Source organism: uncultured Thiothrix sp., assembly GCF_937873765.1.
Classification (GTDB): Bacteria; Pseudomonadota; Gammaproteobacteria; order Thiotrichales; family Thiotrichaceae; genus Thiolinea.
In genome coordinates this window covers 122,705-146,041 of sequence record NZ_CALMZC010000038.1, presented here as the reverse complement: position 1 = coordinate 146,041, position 23,337 = coordinate 122,705, and the positions used below count along the sequence as shown (strand labels likewise).

Annotated in this window: 27 protein-coding genes; 15 read left to right on the top strand and 12 right to left on the bottom strand. The window is 45.0% G+C overall.

From position 1 onward, the window contains the following. The first annotated feature begins 13 nt into the window (after window positions 1-13). Both Q0307_RS10965 and Q0307_RS10960 read left to right on the top strand, forming a co-directional pair. Entirely contained in the window at window positions 14-490 is a 477-nt protein-coding gene (locus tag Q0307_RS10965) for a FixH family protein (RefSeq protein ID WP_298660464.1), read from the top strand. Then, on the top strand, window positions 457-1,680 hold the full coding sequence (locus Q0307_RS10960) for a cytochrome c peroxidase (RefSeq protein ID WP_298660462.1): 1,224 nt from the start codon (window positions 457-459) through the stop codon (window positions 1,678-1,680). The genes Q0307_RS10965 and Q0307_RS10960 overlap by 34 nt, the downstream gene beginning before the upstream one ends. Before the next feature lie 96 nt (window positions 1,681-1,776). Here Q0307_RS10960 and Q0307_RS10955 read toward each other — a convergent pair whose 3' ends face one another. Beyond that, window positions 1,777-2,532, bottom strand: coding sequence for a tyrosinase family protein (locus Q0307_RS10955; protein ID WP_298660460.1), 756 nt, complete (start codon window positions 2,530-2,532; stop codon window positions 1,777-1,779). 333 nt (window positions 2,533-2,865) lie between these two features. Between Q0307_RS10955 and rssA the strand changes: the two genes are divergently transcribed. Together rssA and Q0307_RS10945 are read left to right on the top strand one after the other, a co-directional pair. Then, window positions 2,866-3,819 (top strand): patatin-like phospholipase RssA, encoded by a 954-nt coding sequence (gene rssA / locus Q0307_RS10950; protein ID WP_298660458.1) that lies wholly within the window; start codon window positions 2,866-2,868, stop codon window positions 3,817-3,819. 51 nt (window positions 3,820-3,870) lie between these two features. Then, window positions 3,871-4,194, top strand: a complete 324-nt coding sequence (locus Q0307_RS10945; RefSeq protein ID WP_298660456.1) for a VanZ family protein — start codon at window positions 3,871-3,873, stop codon at window positions 4,192-4,194. Window position 4,195: 1 nt separating this feature from the next. Here Q0307_RS10945 and Q0307_RS10940 read toward each other — a convergent pair whose 3' ends face one another. The 3 genes from Q0307_RS10940 to Q0307_RS10930 form a co-directional block, all read right to left on the bottom strand. Beyond that, the gene (locus Q0307_RS10940; RefSeq protein WP_298660453.1) at window positions 4,196-4,828 is read right to left on the bottom strand and encodes a DUF3299 domain-containing protein; all 633 of its coding nucleotides are present in this window, start codon (window positions 4,826-4,828) and stop codon (window positions 4,196-4,198) included. A gap of 189 nt (window positions 4,829-5,017) precedes the next feature. After that, window positions 5,018-5,977, bottom strand: a complete 960-nt coding sequence (locus Q0307_RS10935; RefSeq protein ID WP_298660450.1) for an aldose epimerase family protein — start codon at window positions 5,975-5,977, stop codon at window positions 5,018-5,020. A gap of 25 nt (window positions 5,978-6,002) precedes the next feature. Further along, on the bottom strand, window positions 6,003-7,445 hold the full coding sequence (locus Q0307_RS10930) for a cobyric acid synthase (protein ID WP_298660448.1): 1,443 nt from the start codon (window positions 7,443-7,445) through the stop codon (window positions 6,003-6,005). A gap of 135 nt (window positions 7,446-7,580) precedes the next feature. On the opposite strand from Q0307_RS10930, the gene cobT reads away from it, so the two are divergent. From cobT to Q0307_RS10915, 3 genes are read left to right on the top strand one after another with little or no spacing between them, the layout of a single operon-like run. Further along, complete coding sequence (gene cobT / locus Q0307_RS10925; RefSeq protein ID WP_298660446.1) at window positions 7,581-8,627, top strand: nicotinate-nucleotide--dimethylbenzimidazole phosphoribosyltransferase; 1,047 nt, start codon at window positions 7,581-7,583, stop codon at window positions 8,625-8,627. After that, on the top strand, window positions 8,627-9,226 hold the full coding sequence (locus Q0307_RS10920; protein WP_298660445.1) for a histidine phosphatase family protein: 600 nt from the start codon (window positions 8,627-8,629) through the stop codon (window positions 9,224-9,226). Before cobT ends, Q0307_RS10920 begins: the two co-directional genes overlap by 1 nt. Further along, window positions 9,223-9,957 carry an adenosylcobinamide-GDP ribazoletransferase gene (locus tag Q0307_RS10915; RefSeq protein WP_298660444.1) on the top strand — a complete coding sequence of 245 codons (735 nt, stop codon included), beginning with the start codon at window positions 9,223-9,225 and terminating at the stop codon, window positions 9,955-9,957. Before Q0307_RS10920 ends, Q0307_RS10915 begins: the two co-directional genes overlap by 4 nt. Here the strand turns inward: Q0307_RS10915 and cobO are convergent. After that, the gene (gene cobO / locus Q0307_RS10910; RefSeq protein WP_298660442.1) at window positions 9,952-10,557 is read right to left on the bottom strand and encodes a cob(I)yrinic acid a,c-diamide adenosyltransferase; all 606 of its coding nucleotides are present in this window, start codon (window positions 10,555-10,557) and stop codon (window positions 9,952-9,954) included. The genes Q0307_RS10915 and cobO overlap by 6 nt on opposite strands. 320 nt (window positions 10,558-10,877) lie before the next feature. On the opposite strand from cobO, the gene Q0307_RS10905 reads away from it, so the two are divergent. The 3 genes from Q0307_RS10905 to Q0307_RS10895 are packed head-to-tail and all read left to right on the top strand — an operon-like array spanning window position 10,878 to window position 12,806. Beyond that, window positions 10,878-11,651 (top strand): DUF815 domain-containing protein, encoded by a 774-nt coding sequence (locus tag Q0307_RS10905; protein ID WP_298660440.1) that lies wholly within the window; start codon window positions 10,878-10,880, stop codon window positions 11,649-11,651. Between the two features lie 7 nt (window positions 11,652-11,658). Next, the gene (locus Q0307_RS10900) at window positions 11,659-12,396 is read left to right on the top strand and encodes an ankyrin repeat domain-containing protein (protein WP_298660438.1); all 738 of its coding nucleotides are present in this window, start codon (window positions 11,659-11,661) and stop codon (window positions 12,394-12,396) included. Window positions 12,397-12,440: 44 nt separating this feature from the next. Beyond that, complete coding sequence (locus tag Q0307_RS10895; protein ID WP_298660436.1) at window positions 12,441-12,806, top strand: hypothetical protein; 366 nt, start codon at window positions 12,441-12,443, stop codon at window positions 12,804-12,806. A gap of 11 nt (window positions 12,807-12,817) precedes the next feature. On the opposite strand, the gene xerC is transcribed toward Q0307_RS10895, so the two are convergent. Genes xerC through dapF form a run of 3 tightly spaced genes read right to left on the bottom strand, consistent with a single transcriptional unit; the run spans window position 12,818 to window position 15,276 of the window. Beyond that, the gene (gene xerC, locus Q0307_RS10890; RefSeq protein WP_298660434.1) at window positions 12,818-13,714 is read right to left on the bottom strand and encodes a tyrosine recombinase XerC; all 897 of its coding nucleotides are present in this window, start codon (window positions 13,712-13,714) and stop codon (window positions 12,818-12,820) included. Window positions 13,715-13,717: 3 nt separating this feature from the next. Continuing rightward, window positions 13,718-14,440 carry a DUF484 family protein gene (locus tag Q0307_RS10885; RefSeq protein ID WP_298660432.1) on the bottom strand — a complete coding sequence of 241 codons (723 nt, stop codon included), beginning with the start codon at window positions 14,438-14,440 and terminating at the stop codon, window positions 13,718-13,720. Further along, on the bottom strand, window positions 14,437-15,276 hold the full coding sequence (gene dapF, locus Q0307_RS10880; RefSeq protein WP_366936776.1) for a diaminopimelate epimerase: 840 nt from the start codon (window positions 15,274-15,276) through the stop codon (window positions 14,437-14,439). Before dapF ends, Q0307_RS10885 begins: the two co-directional genes overlap by 4 nt. A gap of 127 nt (window positions 15,277-15,403) precedes the next feature. Between dapF and Q0307_RS10875 the strand changes: the two genes are divergently transcribed. From Q0307_RS10875 to Q0307_RS10865, 3 genes are all read left to right on the top strand, one after another. Then, window positions 15,404-15,634, top strand: coding sequence for a sulfurtransferase TusA family protein (locus Q0307_RS10875; protein WP_298613515.1), 231 nt, complete (start codon window positions 15,404-15,406; stop codon window positions 15,632-15,634). Window positions 15,635-15,706: 72 nt separating this feature from the next. Continuing rightward, window positions 15,707-16,864 (top strand): 8-amino-7-oxononanoate synthase, encoded by a 1,158-nt coding sequence (gene bioF, locus Q0307_RS10870; RefSeq protein WP_298660430.1) that lies wholly within the window; start codon window positions 15,707-15,709, stop codon window positions 16,862-16,864. Window positions 16,865-16,986: 122 nt separating this feature from the next. Beyond that, window positions 16,987-17,589 (top strand): DUF1269 domain-containing protein, encoded by a 603-nt coding sequence (locus Q0307_RS10865; protein WP_298660428.1) that lies wholly within the window; start codon window positions 16,987-16,989, stop codon window positions 17,587-17,589. A 125-nt stretch (window positions 17,590-17,714) separates the two neighbouring features. Here Q0307_RS10865 and truD read toward each other — a convergent pair whose 3' ends face one another. Further along, a complete protein-coding gene (gene truD, locus Q0307_RS10860) occupies window positions 17,715-18,758 on the bottom strand; it encodes a tRNA pseudouridine(13) synthase TruD (RefSeq protein ID WP_298660426.1) in 1,044 nt (347 codons plus the stop codon). A gap of 7 nt (window positions 18,759-18,765) precedes the next feature. After that, window positions 18,766-19,704, bottom strand: coding sequence for a prenyltransferase (locus Q0307_RS10855; RefSeq protein ID WP_298660424.1), 939 nt, complete (start codon window positions 19,702-19,704; stop codon window positions 18,766-18,768). 62 nt (window positions 19,705-19,766) lie between these two features. On the opposite strand from Q0307_RS10855, the gene ubiD reads away from it, so the two are divergent. Then, on the top strand, window positions 19,767-21,230 hold the full coding sequence (ubiD, locus tag Q0307_RS10850; protein WP_298660423.1) for a 4-hydroxy-3-polyprenylbenzoate decarboxylase: 1,464 nt from the start codon (window positions 19,767-19,769) through the stop codon (window positions 21,228-21,230). Between the two features lie 13 nt (window positions 21,231-21,243). On the opposite strand, the gene Q0307_RS10845 is transcribed toward ubiD, so the two are convergent. Continuing rightward, window positions 21,244-22,035, bottom strand: coding sequence for a hypothetical protein (locus tag Q0307_RS10845; RefSeq protein WP_298660421.1), 792 nt, complete (start codon window positions 22,033-22,035; stop codon window positions 21,244-21,246). Between the two features lie 21 nt (window positions 22,036-22,056). Next, window positions 22,057-22,521, bottom strand: coding sequence for a hypothetical protein (locus Q0307_RS10840; RefSeq protein WP_298660419.1), 465 nt, complete (start codon window positions 22,519-22,521; stop codon window positions 22,057-22,059). A 187-nt stretch (window positions 22,522-22,708) separates the two neighbouring features. Between Q0307_RS10840 and Q0307_RS10835 the strand changes: the two genes are divergently transcribed. Continuing rightward, entirely contained in the window at window positions 22,709-23,335 is a 627-nt protein-coding gene (locus Q0307_RS10835) for a hypothetical protein (protein ID WP_298660417.1), read from the top strand. Window positions 23,336-23,337 lie beyond the last annotated feature (2 nt).

Here is a 23,337-nt window from a genome sequence, read left to right as displayed (position 1 = left end):
TATGAACCGACTTATGCTAAAAACGATTTTGATTCTAAGCTGTTTAGGGAGTTTAGTTGCTTGTCAAAAAGACCAAGCTCCTCTCGCCCCCAAACAAAATGAAGCCGCTTGGGAACTCACTCAAACCAGTAGCCAAGGCTTATTTAAAGTTCAACTAATGTGTAAACATGAGCCTTCGGTGGGGCCCTTTCAAGATTGCCAATTAGCTTTAGAAAATGGGCAAGGCCAAGCGATTATAGATGCCAAAATTAGCATCGATGGGGGCATGCCCAGTCATGGACATGGCTTACCTACCGCACCGGTGGTCAGTGCCTTAGATGGTCAGGGTCATTACCGAATTGATGGTTTACAATATAATATGCCCGGAGCTTGGCTACTCGGCTTGATGATTCAGACCACAGCAGGTCAAGATAAAGTAGTTTTCAGTTTTGAGATTTCGACTATAGAAAAAGCCGCATGCGCCCAGCCGTCGCACTTACCTGCATCCTAATCTTGGTTTGCCTCAGCAGTTGTGCAAAACAAGATAAGCCTATTACTAATCCTTGGACTCCTCATGAATGGAGTCTGATTCAGTCCCTATCCCTAGACAATTTACCAGCTCTGGTTGATCCAAGTAATCGCTATGTGGGCAATCCACAGGCGATTCAATTAGGCTCAGAACTGTTTTTCGACAAGCGCTTAAGTGCAAATGGGCGGGTGAGTTGTGCCAGTTGCCATCAGCCTGAAAAGTTTTTTAGTGATGGCCTAACGACAGCGCAAGCCTTGGGTACGGGTACGCGCAATACTCCTTCGATTTTAGGAGTAGCGTGGAATCAATGGTTCTTTTGGGATGGGCGTAAAGATAGTTTATGGTCGCAAGCCTTAGCACCTATCGAGGATCCTAAAGAACATAATTTTGCCCGCACCGATCTCGCTAAATTAGTGCTCACCGACCCGAACTATCAGCAGCAATACCAAGCCTTGTTCGGTAGTTTACCGAGTGCTAACGAGATTACAGCTTGGCCGCTCGATGCCCGTCCTTCCGGCAGCATTGAGCAAATCAAAACTTGGAAAGCGTTAAGTGATCAAGAACGCAACACCATTGATACCACCTTTGCGAATCTGGGCAAAAGCATTGCGGCTTATGTCAGTACTCTGCAACCCGTCGAAACGCGCTTTGATCAGTATGTGGCAGACTTAAAAGCGGGTAAAGCAGCTAAGCAACTGAATGCAACGGAACTTGCGGGTTTGCGCTTATTTATTGACCCTAAACAACAATGTTTAAATTGCCACTCAGGACCACTGTTCACTAATCAGTCTTTCCATAGTATTGGCACAGGCGAAATGGGTAAAGATACAGGGCGGGCTGCTATTATTGATCAAATTCGTTTTGATCGTTTTAATTGTTTAGGTAAATTTAGTGATGCCCCTAAAGAAGCCTGTACTAAACTGCAATATATGCAGCGCAATCGCCATCAATTAATCGGCACTTATAAAACACCTTCTTTACGGAATGGGGGCAATACTGCGCCTTATTTTCATAATGGCAGCAAACCAAACCTTGCTGATGTGCTTGAGCATTATATTAGCTCGAAAGAAATTCAAGCAGGGCGTGCTGATTTAAAACCGATTAGTTTAACGAATGACGAGCAAGCAGCTTTATTAGCTTTTTTGCAAACTTTGAATGCAGTTAAACCTTAGTTGTGTGACTAATGTAAAAGAGAGGTGAGTTAGGAACCCCCACCTATCAAATCACTACAGGTGTAAATAAAACCCTTTCCCTTTTAAAATAGCCGTCTAGATAGTGACTTCATCGTAGGTGTAACCAAGTATCTTAGCCTCTATTACATCGCTTACCTTAACTGATCCTGAAAAATGAGGCAAAGGATCGCTCAAGCTGACCTTTTGCTTATTTTGTGGCATTAAACCATCGAAAGCCTTGGATTTAGCCGTAGAAGATAGCTGCCATTTGAACCACAGCCTGTCGATATTGGCCATGAACAAATAGAATAGAGGATCATTTGCTGCATACATTGTTAAACAATCGCCACCAATATTGTTACGAACAATCCCAGCTGGCCTCATTTCAAGGGCCTTACGCAACTCATCATACATTCTTGCTCTAATTATTTGGGCGTGAGTGACTTCAGGGCTTTCAAAGGGGTCTATTGCATTCCCTGCACTCCAACTACGTCTCAAGTGATGTGGTGTTGGATATAATGGCTGCCAGTTCTTGAAAAAACCATCGAGTACAGCAGAGTCCTCACCAACACCATTGCCTCCGAATGCCTCTTCGCCCCAAACTGGTGCTAGTTCAGGATTATTTGCGTCAAGGCCAAATGACCAATAGGGCAATGCAAGCTTGGGTTCAACTATCTGTAATTGTTTTTCAAAAAGAAACAGAAAATAGCGATACCATGGCAAAAATAGCGGTGTGCCATGAATCAAGCCGCCCTTTTTAATGTTCTCTGCTGGAATAGCTTGGGAATTATCTCCTAGCAACTTGGCATGGAGATCATAAAATGAGGGATGGTCGTTATCAGAACGCTCCATGAGTTTGAGAACCGTATTCAGAAAAAGCGTTTGTTCAGATTTTGTGAGAGTTCGCCATTCTCTCCGTATAGTGAGTGTAATTGTCATAAAGCCTACCTAGATGAGGTGAACGTAGAAAAACATGTGATGATTGGACACAATTTCAACATTTTGCCTGTTTTTTGGGAGTTGTCTAGCTAATGTATAACAGGTGCGGCGGGAGGTAAGTTGTGCAAGTTTATGGACTACCACCGCGTTGCTTATCGAGCAGCAAGCATCACTAACAGTTTCGACATGCCTCTTGCACTACCGCTCTGCTATCATACAAACCTCAGTCAACGTTCAATTAGACTCATGACAAACAACACGACTAAACATAAACCACGGATTGGCATAGCCCTTGGCAGTGGCTCAGCACGCGGCTGGGCACATATTGGCGTATTACGCGCTCTAGGCGACTTAGGCATTCAGCCAGAGATTATCGCAGGTTGCTCGATTGGTTCAATCGTCGGTGCAGCTTATGCAGCAGGTAATTTAGATCTACTAGAAAAAGAAGTCTTAAGTTTTAATAAACTGGGTTTAGTCCGCTTTTTCGATTTGAACCCCTCCCTGCATGGCTTCGTGCATCGAGAGCGCTTACAACAATTTTTTAATGATTATGTCTGCCCTACTGAACAAACTTTTGAGCAATTACCTCGTAAATTTGCAACAGTGGCTACTTATTTAGGCTCAGGTCGGGAAATGTGGTTCACTGAAGGTAAAGTAGCGGATGGCATGATGGCATCCATTTCTTTACCCGGCTTATTTGCCCCTTTTGCTTATCAAGATCAATGGTTAGTGGATGGCGGCTTAGTCAATCCCGTACCCGTTTCTTTATGCCGTGCTTTAGGGGCTGATATTGTAATCGCGGTGAATTTGAATGGCGCTATCGCCCGCCGACATTTTCAGCCACAAGCGGATGTAGCTTCTAAAAATACTGCTTTGACCGTCGTACCGGAAAATAACTCAGCTAAGCGCTCTTTTAGCCATGTAACCGCGTCATTACGTGATTACTCAGCCTCACTGTTTAATTCGAATCGTTTAATGCCAGCACCTAATTTAATTGAAGCCATTGCCGGTTCAATTAATATTATGCAAGACAAAATTACCCGCAGCCGGATGGCGGGTGATCCTCCGGAAGTTTTACTAGCACCGAAACTCACCGATATTGGCTTATTGGAGTTTTATCGGGCGCAAGAAGCCATTAACGCTGGACGTGATGCCGTTCAGCGCCTACGTTTTGAAATCGAAACCAGCTTGAGTACTTAAATAATGTTAGCGAATTTATTTAACTTACCCGCCCCAAAGCAGCGCGTCTTGATGCAGTTATTTTTGTTACTTTTGGGGATTGGATTGATCTTTGCATTAATGCCCTCACCAGATACGGGTGTGCAAGTCAATGATAAATTTATGCACACCATGGCTTTTTTCGGTTATGCAATCTTATTAGAGATGGCAAGCCATAGAGACTTTTGGCGTTTTCAAGTACCTCTCTTATTGAGTTATGGTGCGCTTATTGAAGTCCTACAGTTTTTTATGCCTTGGCGGACATTTTCTCTGTTAGATTTTGCTGCAGATGCCTGCGGTTTAGTTTTGTATTGGCTGCTATTTAGAGTGATTTTGAAGGTTAAAGCAGTAGCCTAACTTATTCTTCATGAGCATGAGTTGCTGCATCTTCATGCTCAAGCTTAGCCTCTCGAGCCTCTGCCTGCCTAGCATCTTCCATAGTGTATAAACGTACTTGTGCATCCTCTAGTCGATAAGCTACCCGAGCAATGGAAGTTTCGTCCGGCTGTATCTTTAAACGCCCCTCTACCCATACTGATTCATACATTTGTGCTGTGGCTAAAGCCTGCTCAGGGTTTAACCGCACTAAAAGCATTTGATTCGCTGGTGGTGCTGGTTGATGCACACCAGCCCCCGAATAAGGCACTAACAAAAACTCTGTAATTTTTCCTTCAAACTCGTCCAACACTATCATATAGCCTGCTAAACGCAGTTTCACACCAGCCAAACTAGGATTCACCGGTGCTTGTTTCAGCTCTGTGATGATTTGTTCTTGTAAACTTAGGTCATCAGGTGGATCTAAGCGTTGAATGATTAAATCAGCATAATGCTCCATCAAAGCCTTGCGGTTGATATCAGTGGGCAATAAATCAATCCAATCGATAGTGCGGATTTCCTCTTTAGGATCTACTAATTTTTCCTCAACCGTTTTAGATTGTGTAGTTTGATCAAGCACTGAATCAGCTTCTGCTAAGTGAATGCTACTCAGCATACAGCTTAAAACTAGAAGGATTAGTAATTTAGAAAAACTAGATTGATTGCCTAAATTTAATACTAAGCTAGCTAACTGCATATTTATTTGAATTTAAAAAATCATAGAAACAAAATTTATTTAATTTTCAAGTTAATCATTCCATTGCTAAACGTGGTGCACATTCTATAGGTTCTGGTGGCTTCATACTCAACTAAAATAATAGCGAGTCACCTGCCGATAAACCTGCTCCGGCCAAAGTTCAGCACTAGGGAAATGTGCATGATTGGGCGCATCAGGCCAAGCTTGTGGCTCTAAAGCTAGCCCCGTATAAGCTGCATGACTAGCATCTAAATACTTACCATCATAGACCTGTAAACCCGGCTCTGTCGTTGCTAAGCACAGCCCGATACCCTTTTGCCCTTGGAGATAAGCGACTGGGCGTAGGGTTTGCTGGGAATCAGCAATACAAAAATTATGATCATATCGCGCACCTCGCCAATTAATCGGCTTCAACTCACGAAAATCAAAAACCGTACCCGCCACAGAGGCAATTTCACCACTTGGAATCGCCTCAGCATCTACTGGCAAATAGTGCTCCGCTTGAATTTGCAACTGATGGTTTTGAATACTATCTGCACCATCTAAATTGAAATAACTATGATGGGCAAAATTACATAGAGTGGGTGCAGTCGTCGTCGCCAAAAACTCTAGCTCTAAACAAGCTGAGGCTAATAAACGATAATGCAGAGTCACAGTTAGTTCCCCCGGAAAACCCATATGACCGTCTGCTAAAACCAGCTCTAAACTCAAACTACTTTCTGTATAAGCACTAACAGCCCAGACTTGGCGATCAGCACCAACACTTCCACCATGCAGCAGATGCTTGCCTAAAAAATTGGTGTCCAGTTGATAACTTTGTCCGGCAATGGATGCACGTCCATGAGCAATCCGATTCGCAAAGCGCCCAACATTGCCGCCAATATAAGCTTTAGAATTTATATAACCCGCTAAATCTGGAAAATTCAGCACTAAAGAATAAGGCACACCCTCTAAACGCAAATCTTGCAAAACGCCACCCCAAGTCAATACGCGTGCAGTTAAGCCTCCACCGGCTAATGCAAAGCTATGGATGACTTGGCCTTCAGGTGTGGTTCCAAATACTTGCATGACTCCCTCCACGCTAATACATCACTTACTGCATTAAAGCGAGAATGCGCTCAATCTGCAAATCTTGCTCTAGGGTATCGGCTAAGCGTTCTAATTGCTGCTCACGAATCGCCTTAATATCCACTACTTGCTCGACACGTAAACCCGCCCAAGTTAATAGCGCCGTTAGCGCAGCGGGGGGATCAAATAGTCCATGTAAATAGCTTGCGAAGATTTGCCCATCCTTAGAAAGAGCGCCGTCAGGCTCACCGTCTAAGTAAGTAGCAGGTTGATCTAAAGCCTTGCCCACACTCATGCCGCAGTGAATTTCATAGCCTTGCAACTTAATGTTTGGGTCAAAAGCCAAAGCCCCTTGATGATTGATCAATTGCTTTTGTGGATGCAAAACGGTTTCAAGTTCCAATAAACCTAAGGCTTGATGATAGGGCTCAGCGCCCTCAATCCCATGTGGGTCATAAATCCCTGTGCCTAGCATTTGTAAGCCACCACAAATCCCAATGAGCTTACCGCCATAACGCAGATGTTTTTGAATAGCGGCTTCCCAGCCTTGGGATTTCAGCCATTTCAAATCAAAACCGGTGTTTTTACTCCCCGGAAGAATCATTAAATCAGCGGCTGGAATGGTCTCATGATGTCTGATATAGCGAAAATCAATTTGTGGGTGTAAGCGTAGCGGCTCGAAATCAGTATGATTACTAATATGCGGCAAAACCGGCACAATAACACAAAAGCGTGCTTTAGAGCTGTGTTGCTCGGGTAAAGCATCCTCAGCATCTAAATGCAAACCGTGTAAATAGGGCAAAACGCCTAAAACTGGTTTACCAGTATGCTGTTCTAGCCAATCTAAGCCGCCTTTTAGTAAGCCAATATCGCCTCGAAACCGATTGATTACAAAACCTTTAATGCGTGCTTGTTCGGTTGCAGACAATAAATTCAGAGTGCCTACTAAGTGGGCAAACACACCGCCACGATCAATATCGGCAATTAAGAGGACAGGGCAATCCGCCTCTTCCGCAAAGCCCATGTTAGCAATATCACCTTCACGTAAATTAATCTCGGCCGGACTACCTGCACCTTCAACTAAAATGTATGGATATTCATCTACTAAACGTTGATAGGAATCGAACACCACCTCAGCCGCTTTAGGCTTATATAAGTGGTAAGCCAAAGCCTCTAAATTCACGAGTGCTTTACCTTGCAAAATGACTTGCGCACCAGTATCAGTATTGGGCTTGAGTAAAATGGGATTCATATGCACGGTCGGAGCAATACCCGCCGCTTGGGCTTGCAAGGCTTGGGCACGGCCAATTTCGCCGCCATCTGCTGTGACTGCGCTATTTAAAGCCATATTCTGCGGTTTAAAAGGAGCGACCTTCAGTCCACGCCGTTTAAAGGCTCGACATAAACCAGCCACTAAGGTGCTTTTCCCAGCATCCGAGGTACAACCCTGAATCATCAGCGTTGGCATTCCCACTCCTCAATCCCAAAAATTAACAGGCAACTATAACAAAACTTTTTGCACTAAAACGCAGATTCAACAGGGCATTGCTTTCACCGCAGCAAGCATGCCAACATGCCGGATTTACTCCCACTAGGATAGCTTATGGACTGGCTGAGCGCACCGTGTGTTACCCCAAATCAAGCAATAGCTGAATTGGCAAGCCTTCGCCAAACCCAACTCACCAAACCACCGCAAGCTTTAGGGGACTTAGAAACACTCGCTATTCGCTTAGCAGGTTTGCAAGCCCGTGAGCAGCCTAGTATTGAACACGTGCATATCAGTATTTTTGCCAGTGATCATGGCGTCGTCGCAGAGGGTGTGTCTGCCTTCCCACCAGCAGTCACTCAGCAAATGGTCACGAACTTTTTGCAGGGTGGTGCAGCGATTAGCGTGCTCGCAAAGTCCTTGCAGGCTCACTTAGAAATTATCGATACGGGTATTCTTAAACCCTTGCCTGCTCGAAAGGGATTAGTGATTCAACGGGCTGGTGCAGGTACAGCGAATAGCGCCCAAACTGAAGCGATGACTCCAGCGCAACTACAATTAGCGTTACAAGCAGGTTATGAGGCTACCGAACGCGCGTATGCCAGCGGTGCAGATTTATTCATCGGTGGCGAAATGGGCATTGGTAATACAACGCCCGCTACAGTCCTTTACTGTGCTTTACTGAAGCTTAGCCCAAATACCATGACGGGTGCTGGTACAGGTTTGGATTCAGCAGGGATTGCACATAAAACTCAAGTGATTGCACGCATTCTACAACGCCATGCGGCTTGCGCAGATGATGCCTTGGCTTGGTTGCGCTGTGCGGGTGGCTTTGAAATTGCTGCGTTAACCGGCGCTTACCTCCGTGCGGGGCAATTGGGCTTACCCATTTTATTGGATGGCTTCATTACGACCGCCGCCGCAGTAGTTGCCTTGCAAGTACAACCCGCGCTGAAAGACTGGCTGTTGCTCTCGCATGCCTCCGCAGAACGCGGACACAAACAAGCCATTGCCAACTTAGGTTTGCAGCCTTTATTGGATTTGAATTTACGCTTAGGTGAAGGCAGTGGGGCCGCGATTGCAGTACCTCTTTTACAACAAGCGTGCCTACTGCATAATCAAATGGCGACTTTTGCGGAAGCTGCCGTGGCTGGCAAATTGTAATGACTGTAACGCAAATTGATATACTTCGGCATGGGCGAGTCTTAACCCCAAATTTGTTTTGTGCACCGTCTACTGAACCTTTAAGCGCAGAAGGTTGGCAACAACTCTCGACTGCTACTGAGAGGTATAGGCCGGATCAAATCCTCAGTTCACCCAGCCTACGTTGTGCGCAATTTGCTGAGCACTTTAGTAGTCAGTCAGCTATCCCCTTACAAATAGAACCTCGTATTCAAGAAATGAACTTTGGGACTTGGATCGGTAAAACTAGCCAAACTATCTGGGAAACAGATCAAGTCGGTCTACAACAACTCTGGTCTGACCCGCTAAGTTTTACCTCACCACAAGGGGAAAGTATGCCCGCTTTTATTCAGCGCGTTACTGCGGTTTGGGATGAGCTCATTCAGCGTTATGCAGGTAAACAGATATTACTGATGACCCATGGTGGAGTCATTCGTGTCTTGTTGGCTCAGAGTTTGGGGATTAATTATGCCCAAACTTTGCGCTTTGAATTAGGCTATGGGCAAGCGGTAAGATTTCGAGTGTATGCAGATGGCCGCAGCAGCGTGTGTGGATTAGGTTTGGAGCGCTTACTATCTTGAAGCCATTTACCACCGCTTTCTTTTTGGCTGTTTCACTGCTGACACGTATTCCCATACCCACTGTACCTAAGTTAGCAGACCCTGATTTTGGGCGCTCGACTTTATTTTACCCCTTAGTCGGTTTAATCATCGGACTGATCTTATGCTTGCCTATTTGGTTGTTCCCTCAAGCGGATGCTTTAGTTTTGGCTGCGATAGTCACCGCCCTTTGGGCAGCCATCACCGGGGGTTTACATCTTGATGGCGTGGCTGATGGTGCTGATGCTTGGCTAGGTGGCTTGGGGGATGTAGAAAAAACCCACCGTATCCTGAAAGATCCTTTAGTCGGTGCAGCCGGTGCGATTGCCTTGGTTGCAGTGCTCTTACTTAAATTCGCAGCTTTGACGGTACTGATTAAGCATCAACTGAGCTGGCTGATTGTATTTACACCCGTACTAGGGCGTAATTTTGTCTTACTATTATTTCTCACGACTGACTATGTACGCGCTAGTGGCTTGGCCAGTGCTGCAGTAAAACATTTGCCGGAGAAGCCAGCTTTTTGGCTGGTACTTTTGGTGATTGGAATAGCCGGTCTACTCGCTTGGCAAGGTTTGATCCTAGTCTTGATTAGCTTTTGGTTACTACGCCGTTTAATGCTACAGCGTTTAGGCGGCTGTACAGGAGATACAGCCGGTGCTTGTGTTGAGTTCGGGGAAGCGGCTTGGCTAATCGGAATTGCGCTGAGCTTATAAATCCACACCCTTTTGGGCTTGCACCCCCGCGCGATATGCATGTTTTTCATCGTTGATTTCAGACACCGTATCCGCTAAATCACGTAATTCAGCGGAAGCAGCACGCCCTGTTACCACCACATGTTGCATGAACGGGCGATGTTCTAAAGCATCGTATACCCGCTCTGCATCCAGATATTTATAGTTTATTAAATAGGTGATCTCATCTAAGACCACTAAATTATAGCTTGGGTCAGCTAGCATTTTTTCTGCAATCCGCCAGCCCCGCTCGGAGGTGGCAATGTCTTGAGCACGATCTTGGGTATCCCAAGTAAAGCCATCCCCTAAAACATGCCATTCCACATTATTTTGTTTACTGAAAAAGGCCTCCTCACCCGTATCCGTTCTACTTTTAATAAATTGAGCGACACCTACTTTCATACCATGCCCAAGTGCGCGAGCTACCATTCCAAAAGCTGAGCTAGATTTACCTTTACCGTTGCCTGTAAGCAACACTAACACACCTTTTTCTTGGTTAGCTTGAGCAATGCTCGCATCAATTGCAGCTTTCTTACGTTGCATACGCTCTTTATGCCGCTGATTTTTCTCTAGTTCGTCCAAGACTTTCCTCCTATTTGCTCAATGTCAACGTTTATACAGATTCATTCGTTCATATAAATACAGGTAATATAAACTTTTGCGGAAAAGCTACAAAATTGTTAATGTGCGAACAAATTAAGCGTAGATTCATTCAATCATGTCGTAAGCAGGTTCTACAACTTGAAACATTGAGTGTTCTGTACCCTAAGTTGCCCCAATTTTAGTATGAATTAAGATGCCCCCTCTCATTTTAAAAATACTAAAAACCTTTTAACGGCAAGTTTTTACATTAACGACTAAACTTTGGAATGATGGGGTGGTGTTCCTGTTAAGGAGAAGGTATGGCATTTGGTAAAACAGGCATAGATTGGCGCTCGACGATTGCGGCTGTGTGGCGATCAAATCGGCATTTTCTCAAGCCAATTACTCAGGTCGAGCTAATCGCACCGGATAGCCTGCTGGGCATTGATGAGCAAAAAGCCTTGCTATACAAAAATACCGAGAATTTTATGCGCGGCAAGCCTTCAAGTCATACGCTGCTATGGGGAGCACAAGGAGTCGGTAAAACAGCCTTAATCAAAACTTTACTGACTCGCTACCACAGCTATGGTTTGAGGATTATTGAGATACCCAAAACAGACCTACATTTACTTCCAGATATTATTGATGACCTGCGTGAGCATCATCATCATTTTATCCTTTATTGTGATGATTTGACGTTTGAAAGAGGCCAATCCGATTACCGTTTACTGAAAATTGCTATGGAGGGAGCACTCGAAACACCGCCACCCAATGTATTGATTTATGCTACTTCAAGTCACCGTGGTTTATTGCCCGCACAGATGGCTGCTAATTTTAATCGGGATTTACACTCCAGTTTAATTCACCGCGAGGCAGAGGATGATTACTCCTTAGCAGGTTGGTTTGGTTTATCACTTTCTTTTGAGGCGATGGATAAAGAGATTTATCTAGCAATTATTGACCAACTCTTTAAAGGCAAGCCCATTGATCGCAGTGCTTTGCACGAGGAAGCTTTAAGTTTTGCAAACGATCGGGGGGGATACAGTGGACGTACCGCACGTCATTTCCTAACCCATTATCAAATATACATGTAAGAAAACTATGAAAACTACACATCTGCGCTTTTCGGTAACAGCGCTCTTAGTTACCGCCTCAGTGGGCACCGCTTTTGCTGAGCCTGCTGATGTTTGGTCATCCAATGCACCCACAGTAGCGTCAGCGGCTAAAGCAGTGGCGGCTGCCCCTACACCAGCTCCTGCACCTATTACTATATCCCCAGCTCCATCTGCCCCTGTGATTGTTAAGCCCGCTGTAGCTACTGCTCCTGCCACAGTAATGCGCTCTAGTTATAGCTATAACGCTAGTCCAAATGCTAACGCCAGCTCAACCTTACCGAATGCAGCTAGCTCAACCCCTACCGTTGCAGTCGATAAAACGCCAGTGCCGCAAATGAGTCAACGTGATTTAGATGAGAAGTTATGGCTATCAGCTTTAGCTGGCAATTTAGGTATGGTCATGGATCTCATCAGCCAAGGAGCTAATCCGCGAATTACTACGCGCTATGGTGAGACAGCCATTCATGCTGCAGCAGCCCGTGGTCATATGCAAATTATTGATTTCCTAGCAAAGCGTGGAGTTAGCATCAACGCTCGCACTAGTAACGGATGGACTGCTTTGCATCATGCAGTACGTTTTGGCCATGCGAATGTTGCCAATTATTTAATTCAAGCCGGTGCTAACCCCCGTGTCCAAACCAGCGATGCGGGTCAAAAGACGCCGATTGATATCGCGATGGATAAAAACGACTTAAGAATGGCGCGAATTTTGGGGTATCAATAAGAACTGCTAAACTGATACTTTCCAAATAACCCAAGAGTCTAGATATGCGAAGTATCAGTAAAGCACTGCTAACCCTGTCTGCTGCTAGCTTGTTAATGGTGGGCTGCACCCAAGAAACTCAAAACCAAATTGGGCGAGCCATTAATAACTGGACAGGCACCAATGGTGTGCTAGAAGTCTATAGTGGCGGTAAATTGATGAGACGCTTTGTTAAAATCGATAAATTAAGTACTGCCACAGGCACAAATTCTAGCGCAGATCGTCCTTACCGTTTTGGCAATGGCTATCTAGATGCTAACCTCAATGGTGTAGCGGATAATAATGAAAGTTATGTATATTTTGAAATTAGCGACTACTCAACGGATTATGTGTTCTATGAGGCGCCAAAAATGATGCCTCCTAACCCTTAGAACTCAATCAGTTAGGGCTTTTTATGCGCGCGCGGATGCGCTTTATCATATACCGCCGCCAGACGCTGAAAATCTAAATGGGTATAAATCTGGGTTGTGCCAATATTGACATGACCCAGCAACTCTTGCACAGCGCGTAAATCACTAGAAGACTCCAATAAATGACTGGCACAAGAATGCCGCAATTTATGGGGATGCAAACGCTGCGCTAGACCACGCTTTTCCTGCCAGTAAATCAATCGAGCTTGCACATTACGCATACTAATGCGTCGCCGTTGTTGGCTCACGAATAAAGCTTGCTCGTCACTATCACATAAATCAGAACGCACACTTAGCCAAGCTCTTAAAGCCTTAACAGCCTGTTGCCCAATCGGTACATCGCGTTCTTTGTCACCCTTACCACGCACACGCATCATACCTTGGTTTAAATCGAGATGATTCACATTCAAACCTACCAACTCCGCTAAGCGCACCCCTGAAGAATAAAATAGTTCCATTATCGCGCAATCACGCAACTCCAATGCACCTTCAGGGTGTGTGTCCAGCAAATACTCCAGTTGATCCGCATTTAGGATTTCGGGTAAATGGGGGGGGGGTTTTGGAACGGGAACATCAAAACAAGGATTCGAATTAACTAAGCCTTCGCGCAGGAGAAACTGGTAAAAGCGACGTAGGGAAGATAGTTTGCGTTGCAAGCTACGACCTTCGAGTCCGCGCCGCCGCAAAGCACTTATCCAATCACGAATATGAAAAGCTTTAACTTGAATGACTGCAGGTGCTTGTTTAAGCTGTTCCAGCCATTTAACAAAATCACCTAAGTCTTGCTGGTAGGCAGACAAAGTTAAGGGCGAATAGCGTTTTTCGCTCTGCAGATAATGTTGATAACGCTCGAATACCTGTAGATCCATGTACTAAGAATGACTGGATTCGAGTGATGGGTCAACCCAAGCTTCTAAATGCAAGGATAAGGCTCGCGATACCAGATCACCCAATTGGCTAATAAATAAAGTCCCCATGCCCGGATGGAAGCGATCTTCATGCTCACTACCTAAAGCTAAGACGCCAATATTGCGCGCTTCAAATAAAGGAATCAGTACGGCTGATTTAATCGCCGTATTTTCCTCTCCGAACAGGAAAATTTGCTGCTTAGGACGTAAGCGTCCACAGACCGGTTGACGCTTCTGGAATAGACCTGCCATCTGTTTTAAAGCGCGATCATCGGGATCAATAAAATGCAAACTGCTGTCACCGGATTGACCACGGCCAATGAGGCGCAAGATGACACTATCTGCCTCAAACTCAGAACACATTAAATCGCGACAGGTCGCAACGACATCATCGAGACTATCACAGCTCATTAGTTCTAAAGCCAAATGATGCAAACTTACTACCACCCGTTCACTTTCACGCGCAGCTCGCAGCATGTCTTCCATTTGACGCGAGAGTTGCGCTTGCCGATCACGTTGGCGTTGCACTAAGTGCTCTAATAAAGAGATGGCCTCACCGGTGTGGCGATGTGGGATAAACAAGCCATCTAAGAGATCGCCTTGTTCGAGAAAAAAATCAGTGTTTGCTCGGAGATAAGCAGCCACCTGCTCAGCAGTTATTTCCTGTTGTTTTAATGGAATGCTCATACTGTCACTGTACCTGTATAAACGGTCGTTGCAGGCCCGGTCATATAAACGGGCTGTCCTTCGCCTTGCCATGAAATTTGCAAACGTCCACCGGGCAACTCCACCTGTACTTGGTCAGCCAATAGGCCTTGTAAACGTCCTGCTACCACAGCCGCACAAGCACCTGTTCCACAGGCTCGAGTTTCACCAACTCCCCGCTCGAAAACGCGCAACCGAATGTGATCAGCATCTAGCACTTGCATAAATCCGACATTAACGCGCTTTGGAAACAGAGGATGGGATTCTAAAATTGCTCCTAAGGATTCGACCGGTGCTGTTTCCGTGTCTATGACTTGTAGCACAGCGTGTGGATTGCCCATTGACACTGCTGCTAACTGCACAGAATCTTGCCCTATTTCCACAGTATAGAGTATTTGGCGCTGTTGGAAAATGAATGGAATTTCAGCAGGCTCTAACCGAGGTATGCCCATATTAACGGTAACCTGCCCATCTGCGGTTAAATCTAAGACAATCCGTCCAGATTCGGTCATAACTGGAATGCTAGTCTTCTGCGTTAGACCTTGTTCGTAAACAAAACGTGCAAAACAGCGTGCTCCATTCCCACAATGCTCGACCTCACTACCATCAGCATTAAAAATCCGGTAGCGGAAATCAGCATCATTACCTGCATACGACTCCACAATCAAGAGCTGATCAAAGCCAATCCCCTCATGTCGATCAGCAAGAAACTTCACTAAAGCAGTATCAAACTCCAAGGCTTGATTGATCGCATCAAACACTGCGAAATCATTACCTAAACCATGCATTTTGGTGAAACGAATCGACTGCGCTAGCATGTATGCCCCTTGTCTCCGTAAGTATATTAGTATACAAATATATAGCGATAAAGCGATATTACTGCTATATTAGCGAGATATTATATAGTGCTTTACCGATCATCTTAATCGAAATCAGGAGAGGAAAATGACCGATTTCAACACAGAGTTGGATGCCCGTGGCTTGAATTGCCCTTTACCCATTCTGCGCACCAAAAAAGCCATGACTAGTATGGCTGCTGGTGATGTCTTAAAAATAGTCGCAACTGATCCCGGCTCTGTCAAGGATATGGAAGCTTATGCCAAACAAACTGGCAATGAACTAGTGGCTAGCTCAGAAAATAATGGCGAATATACTTTCTATATTAAGAAAAACTAAAGTTTTAGTTTTTAGCTCATGATTTAAAAGGCACACACAGTGCCTTTTTTAGGTTAAGCGCTATAATATAGCATGAATAAATATACGCGCCTCCGTCAGCTACTCGTTGAGCGTCAAACTCAGCATCTCTATCGCCGCCCCCGCATTACCGAAAGTCCTCAACAGCCAAGCATGCAAGTGAATGGTAAAAGCATGCTGACCTTTTGCAGCAATGACTATTTAGGTTTAGCTAATCACCCTGCAATCATTCGAGCCTTGCAGCAAGCGGCTGATCAATACGGAGTGGGCAGCGGTGCTGCGCATTTAGTGAACGGGCATTCGCGCTTGCATCAACAGCTTGAAGAGGCTTTAGCTGAGTTTACTCAGCGTGAACGTGCCTTACTATTTTCGACAGGCTATATGGCGAATCTGGGCCTTACTAATGCATTAGCTGAGCGCCATGATACGGTTTATCAAGATCGCCTGAATCATGCTTCGCTCTTAGATGCTGCCTTGTTATCCGGCGCAAAACTGATCCGCTACGCACACAATAATACTGAACATCTGAGTAAACGCTTAGCAGCACAAACTAGCGGTCAAAAAATCATTGTGACTGATGGTGTGTTTAGCATGGATGGTGATACGGCACCCGTTAAAGCATTAGCTACTTTAGCCCATGCTCACGATGCTTGGCTAATTGTGGATGATGCCCATGGGTTTGGAGTATTAGGACCAACAGGAGCTGGTTTACTCGAAGCAGAACACTTAGGCCAAGCAGATGCCATCCTAATGGGTACATTAGGAAAGGCCTTAGGTACTGCGGGCGCTTTTGTCGCAGGTAGCACTGAGCTGATTGAGTTTTTAATTCAAACTGCCCGCCCCTATATCTATACCACCGCACAACCACCAGCAATGGCTGCTGCTACTTTAGCTAGCCTGAAAATCGTCCAAACAGAAACTTGGCGACGTGAGCATTTGCAAGATCTTATCCAAATTTTTCGTAAAGGGGCTGCACAATTAGGCTTAGATTTAATGGCCTCACAGACTGCTATTCAGCCGATTTTAGTGGGCGAAAACGCTAAAGCACTCGCTATCAGCCAGCAGTTAGAACAGCGCGGTGTTTTAATCACAGCGATTCGCCCACCAACCGTACCTACTAATACAGCACGCTTAAGAATTACGTTATCCGCTGCGCATACCCAGCAACAAGTTGAGTTTTTATTAGAGACTTTAGGACAAATACTTAAATAGTAATTTAATTTTAAAAAACCCTGCATAGTGCTATTTACAAAATACAAAAAGCATACTAAATCACTAGTACAGCACATGTTTGCGTGTCTTTATCTATTACCCCCTATCTTCAGGAGATTTCTATGAGTAGCTTAGTAGCTGTTGCTTTTGATGACGAAAAATCAGCTTTTGCGATGCGCGAAAAGCTTGTCTCCATGCAAAAAGATTATTTAATTGAAATGGAAGATGCAGTAGTTGTCACTAAAAGTGCCGATGGCAAAATTAAATTACATCAGGCTGTCAATTTAACGGCTGCAGGTGCTGTGGGCGGTACTTTTTGGGGAATGTTGATTGGTATGCTGTTTTTAAATCCCTTATTAGGCGCTGCCGTGGGTGCGGGGACAGGAGCACTAACTGGTGCTTTGAGTGATATTGGGATTGATGACAATTTCATGAAAGACCTTGGTAATGCTATGCAATCCGGTCAAGCAATGCTATTTGTATTAGTGCGACGTGCAACCACCGATAAAGTTTTAGAAGGTCTAAAAGGTTTCCAAGGTCGGATTATTCAAACCTCCTTAGCTAAAGACCAAGAAGAGCAATTGCGTCAAGTGTTAGCTACTCCAGAAATCCAAGCACATATTGAAGCACAACAAGCAGCGTCAGCAGAAACTCCAGCAAGTTCTGTTGCTGCTGAAAACAATACACCCACTACGCCAGCTAATGTGAGATTGAACCCACAATAACTGAGAAGTGTCACTTAAAATGCAGCAAGGTTAATACTTTTCTGCATCCTTTCTAACCAGAATTTAAGAGTAATACTATTACACTTTTATTAAGTTCTTATCGTGATAAACATTAGTTGTCGAATTTAATTAATTTTATCTGCCGTGCTGAATTGACCTAATTGTTCTAGTAAAACCGTCGCATAAGCCCCCGCAGGCAAACTAAAACTAAGATGGAGGGTAGTTGCATCTAATGGCTTAAACTCCAAATTAGTTACTTTGATACGCAAAGCACGGCGCTCTTGTTTAAGCCCTTGCTTTTCTAAGCCTGTGCAGAAAATAGGAAATAGCGCGGCTTGCTCTAGCTCCAACTCACGCACAGCACCTTGACTAGCTAGTTCACCGCGTCCCCACAACACACCGGTTGGATGCAAATCTAAAGCGGCTAAACGTGTGGCTAATTCAGGACTCGTATCATCCACGAACCAAGCGCTACCACCTTCAAACATAAATACATCACCGGTTACCCGCTGATCCCAAGTCTGCTGCTGAATACGTGTGGAGAGGACATGGTTAAAAATCCATGAACGCGCAGCTGATAGGTAAAGACTGCGTTGATTGCGTAGTTTGGGCGTGAAGTTACCTTCAAACCAGCGTTGGGCTTTGGTTAAATTGCCCATATTATGTCCAAAGCGCTGTTCACCGTAATAATTCGGTAAGCCACGCTGACTGATCTCAGCACAAATCGTGGCAGCCGCTGCAAAATCACCTGAGCAATTCCGTAAGGTCAGAATAAACTCATTACTTAGCAAGGCACCACGGCGCAATTTTTTGTCATGGCGTTGCTGTTGCAGGATTTCGATCTCTGGCGGCAAATCGCCAAAACTGGGGTCGGCTTTACCGGGCAATTGCACACTAAACCACTGAGTGGTGACCGCATGTCGATCCTTTAAACCAGCATAGCCAACCTCACTAGCGGGCACCTGCGCACAACGCGCAAGCTGACCTGCCACCCAGTCGGTATTCGCACCGGTTTTGCGCACCTGTAGCCATAAATGCTCGCCTTGTCCCGACAAGTCAATGTCAATCTGTTCATTAACAATAAAGTCTTCAGGCTGCAGGCGAAACTGTCCTGTCAAAGGTGCGTCATAAGCGCGGGCAAAAACTGCCATCGTAAAATTAGGAGTCATGTGCAGACTATACCAGCGCTAAACTTAAAGTTAATAAGCTGCCATGCAAAATAACGCTCGCAATCGTCATTTTGATAGCAGGCGCTAAACACTCGGTGTGCAAAGCATCACGTTTCAATAACCAAGCAGCTCTTAAACTCAAAATTAGGGCTAAACCACTGATTAAAGCTAAACTAGGCAGCAAACCACTAATTATTAGAAACATCAAGATCAGGCCAGCTAGCAAAACACTAGCTAAGTATATCCAAGCTGCTGTGTGCGCCCCAAAACGGACAACCCAATGATGTTTACCACTGGCTGCATCAGCTTTAGCATCCGGAAATTGATTAATCAGCAAAATATTCATCGCTAGTAAACCTAAGGGCAAACCTATCCAGCAGGGATACCAAGCCAACTCACTCGTTTGCACATACCAAGCACCTAAGGGAGCTAATATCCCGATACTGATCACCACGGCAGGCTCACCTAACCCACGACTATTTAACTGTAAAGGTGGCACTGAATAACCCCAACTGAATAAACAGCCAGCGAAACCAATCCAAAGCAAATCGCTTCCAGTTTGCCACACTAGGATCAATCCCAACAGAATCGCAGCCCCTAATAAGCTCCAAGCGAAATGCAAGGTTTGTTGGGCGCTTAACACTTGATTTTGGATAAAACGGCTCCCGCCTGTAAAGGGGTAAATCCGCTCTGTATTTAGTCGATCCGTGCCATTTTGCTCATCGTAATAATCATTAATTACATTCACACCGGCATGAATAAATAGGATTGCTAGGATACTTAAAACAAACAAACCCATATGGAAAGCATAGCCTTGATAACTAGCTGTTGCTGCTCCTACACAGACCGGCATAATGCTCGCTAATAAAAATGCGGGGCGTGTAGCTAAGCTGTAACGCACTAAGGGCGATTTCTGTAATAAAGCGATGGTTGGTTCTTGTGGCATAGTCTAATCAAACTCTCTCAAGGGCATAGCGACACTGAGCTATTTTCCGCTATTATGGACTAATGAACTATCAAGACTTACGTGATTTTATCCAGCAATTGGAAAAAATGGGTGAACTTAAACGGATTAAGACCGAAGTCGACCCACATTTAGAAATGACTGAAATCGCTGACCGTGTATTACGTGCGGGTGGCCCAGCTCTCTTATTTGAGAAACCTAAAGGTCATAGTATCCCGGTCTTAGCCAATCTTTTTGGTACACCCCGTCGGGTTGCTTTAGGCATGGGGAAAGAATCGACTGAAGCTTTACGCGAAATAGGTAGTTTACTTGCAGCGCTTAAACAACCAGAACCACCGAAAAGTTTGAAAGATGCTTGGCATGCTTTGCCCGTTTTCAAAAAAGTGCTGGATATGGCACCGAAACAGGTCAGCCGTCCAGCTTGCCAAGAGGTAGTCTTAGAGGGCGAACAGGTTGATCTTAGTAAACTGCCAATTCAACATTGTTGGCCGGGCGATGTGGCGCCTTTAATCACTTGGGGCTTAGTCATTACCAAAGGCCCTGAGAAAAAGCGCCAGAATTTAGGGATTTATCGCCAGCAAGTCTTAGGCAAAAACAAAGTTATTATGCGTTGGCTGTCGCATCGTGGGGGCGCTCTAGATTTCCTAGACTGGCAACGTAAACATCCGGGTGAGCCTTTTCCTGTGGCGGTAGCTTTGGGTGCCGACCCAGCGACGATTTTGGGTGCGGTGACACCAGTGCCTGATACTTTGTCAGAATATGCCTTTGCTGGCTTATTGCGGGGGTCACGTACTGAATTAGCTAAAGCCTTGCTGTCTGATTTGCAAGTGCCAGCTTCTGCTGAATTTGTGCTCGAAGGCTTTATTTATCCGAATGATTATGCGCCGGAAGGTCCTTATGGGGATCACACGGGTTATTATAATGAAGTCGATACCTTCCCCGTGTTTACAATTGAACGTATTACGCATCGCAAAGACCCCATTTATCATAGCACCTATACAGGACGCCCACCGGATGAACCAGCTATTTTAGGAGTGGCTTTAAATGAGGTTTTTGTACCCATTCTGCAAAAGCAATTTCCAGAAATTGTCGATTTCTACTTACCGTCTGAAGGCTGTTCATATCGCATGGCCGTAGTGAGTATTAAAAAGCAATATGCCGGACATGCCAAACGCGTAATGATGGGGGTTTGGTCATTCTTACGCCAGTTTATGTACACCAAATTTATTATTGTGGTGGATGAGGATATAAACACCCGCAGTTGGCAGGATGTCATCTGGGCAATGACCACTCGTATGGATCCAGCACGCGATACCGTTTTGATTGAAAATACCCCGATTGATTACCTTGATTTTGCCTCGCCTGTGTCTGGGCTTGGTTCAAAAATGGGCTTAGATGCAACTAATAAATGGAAAGGTGAAACCACGCGCGAATGGGGTACTCCAATTATAATGGAGCAAAAGGTGAAAGAAAGAGTGGATGAGATGTGGAAGGAGCTGGGAATTTAATAGTAATTTTCGACTAAGGTGTGTTAGCTAAAGACTGCCCCTCTGCTGCAATATAGACTAACCAGCCTGAACCATCTGGTTTAGGAATCGTCATCACTTCAGTGGACTCTGGAAACACATTCTGCTCCCATAAAGCTTGCAAAGGATCAACACCTGTAGGTACTTGCCCTTGAATATCAAGCTTACAAAAACTTTGTCCACACTCGGCCCGAGTTTGTAAAAGAGTACCAAGCTGTGCTTGATTCAATGCATTTTCTGCTTTTTGCTGGAAAACACTTTGGCGTGCCACATCCGGGGTATCCGTTTGGAGCTTAAGGTCGAGCTGGGTCAGTTGAGCCTTTAAGCTAGGCTTCGCCTGCAGAGCTTGACTCTCAAAAGCTTGTTCGGCTGGAGGTGGCTCTGCAACGAGTGCCGCCATAGAGCTTTGGTCAGCGCTAGGTGTTTGAGTTGATGCGGGCGAGCTGGATTGAGTTTGTGCCAAAACTTGTGCTTGCTGTTGCTTCAACTCATCAATTTGCTTTTGTAAACTCACTAAAGTTTTAGTTTGTTGAATTTGCAGCTCTTGCAAGCGGGCTTCAAAACTAGTTTGCAAGTTCTGGAGTTGCTGACTAATTAATTGGGTATTGTCAGCAAGCTTAACATCTGAAAACCGCAACGGCTCCGGCGTGGTTTGCACAGGAGCAGTTGCCGTTGGCTGTGCCACTCGAGTTTCAGTGAATTTTTGTTGGCTGCCGTTCCACCAGTAATAGCCATACAAAGCTGCTAGCCCATATAACACTACGACTAAAGCCACTACAATACGCATCGACTGAAACCCTAAAACTGCTTAATTATCTTCCCAGCTCACACCACGTATCGTTGTACCTTGAGCTACATTACAGCTCACACTGTAGGTATCATAAGCAGCCATAGTTCCTAAGGCTGTAATATTAATATTAAAGCCAGCGACAACATTACCTGTGCCTTGTGCGGTAGCAGACGAGGAGTTCGCAGCACCTGTTAAATAATTACTACGCATGATCTTACACAGAGTCCCGCGTGCACTTGGATGATTTAAATTTACATAAACCAACTTACGCACAAACATGGTGCGATGCAAAGGGCAGGAAACCCAAGCACTACCTGCACCAATACGCGCATAACCAGTATCACCAACTTTATTAAACTGAGTAGTTTGATTACCCAAGAGCGGACTACACGCCGCTCCGGGAATGGATTGCCATGCTGCTTGAGCACTCGTTGATAAAACGGCTAATAAAGCTGTAGAAGTTAAAACGGAACCTAAACGCATTGCTCACTCCTTTTCAATTTAATTAGAATCTACACCGATTAGACTGTTTGCTTATACTGCAAGTTTCATAGTTTTACTAGTACACCGCTTAAGCATCTGCCCTTCGCCGAACATCTGCCAGCTCAGGCTAATGAACTTAATTTCTGGCATGATTTTGAGAATTAATAAAAAAATGGAATGAGGCATCATGCAAGAAATCTCTCTATTTGATTGGCGCGATCATAAAGACGCTTGGATCAAAAAATATATTGCTCCGGGCATTCGTACCGGTGATGTTGATTTGATGATTGATGAGCTTGGGCCTGATATTTATTGTTTCCCGTTATTCACTGACACCTTCTGTTATGAAGTGGTCGAGCAAGCTGAACGTTTGGGAAAATGGACAACTGCCCGTCATGAATACTATCCAACCACCGATGTTTTATTGCAAGACTTAGGTTTAGCGGAAATGTATCACCAAGTGATGCACACTTTTTGCCATCCCATCGCGCGCAAGATTTGGCGTTTAGAAGGCCGGCATTGGGAGGATATGGTCGAAGAAAGCTTTATGGCGCGCTATCGGGCGAATGAACAAGTGTTGCTTTCAATCCATCAAGATTATGCCGATTATACTTTCACCGTAGGTTTGAACCGTGGGTTTGAAGGAGGGGGTACTTGGTTTGTCCGCCAAAAGATTTTAGGTAACCCCAAAAGTGGTTATTGCACCCTGTTCCCTTGTATTACACACCCTCACGGCGGACGCCCTACGACTAAAGGGACACGTTATATTGTGGTATCGTTCTGCCGGCGGCGACATTTATATGAGCATGGCTAAGA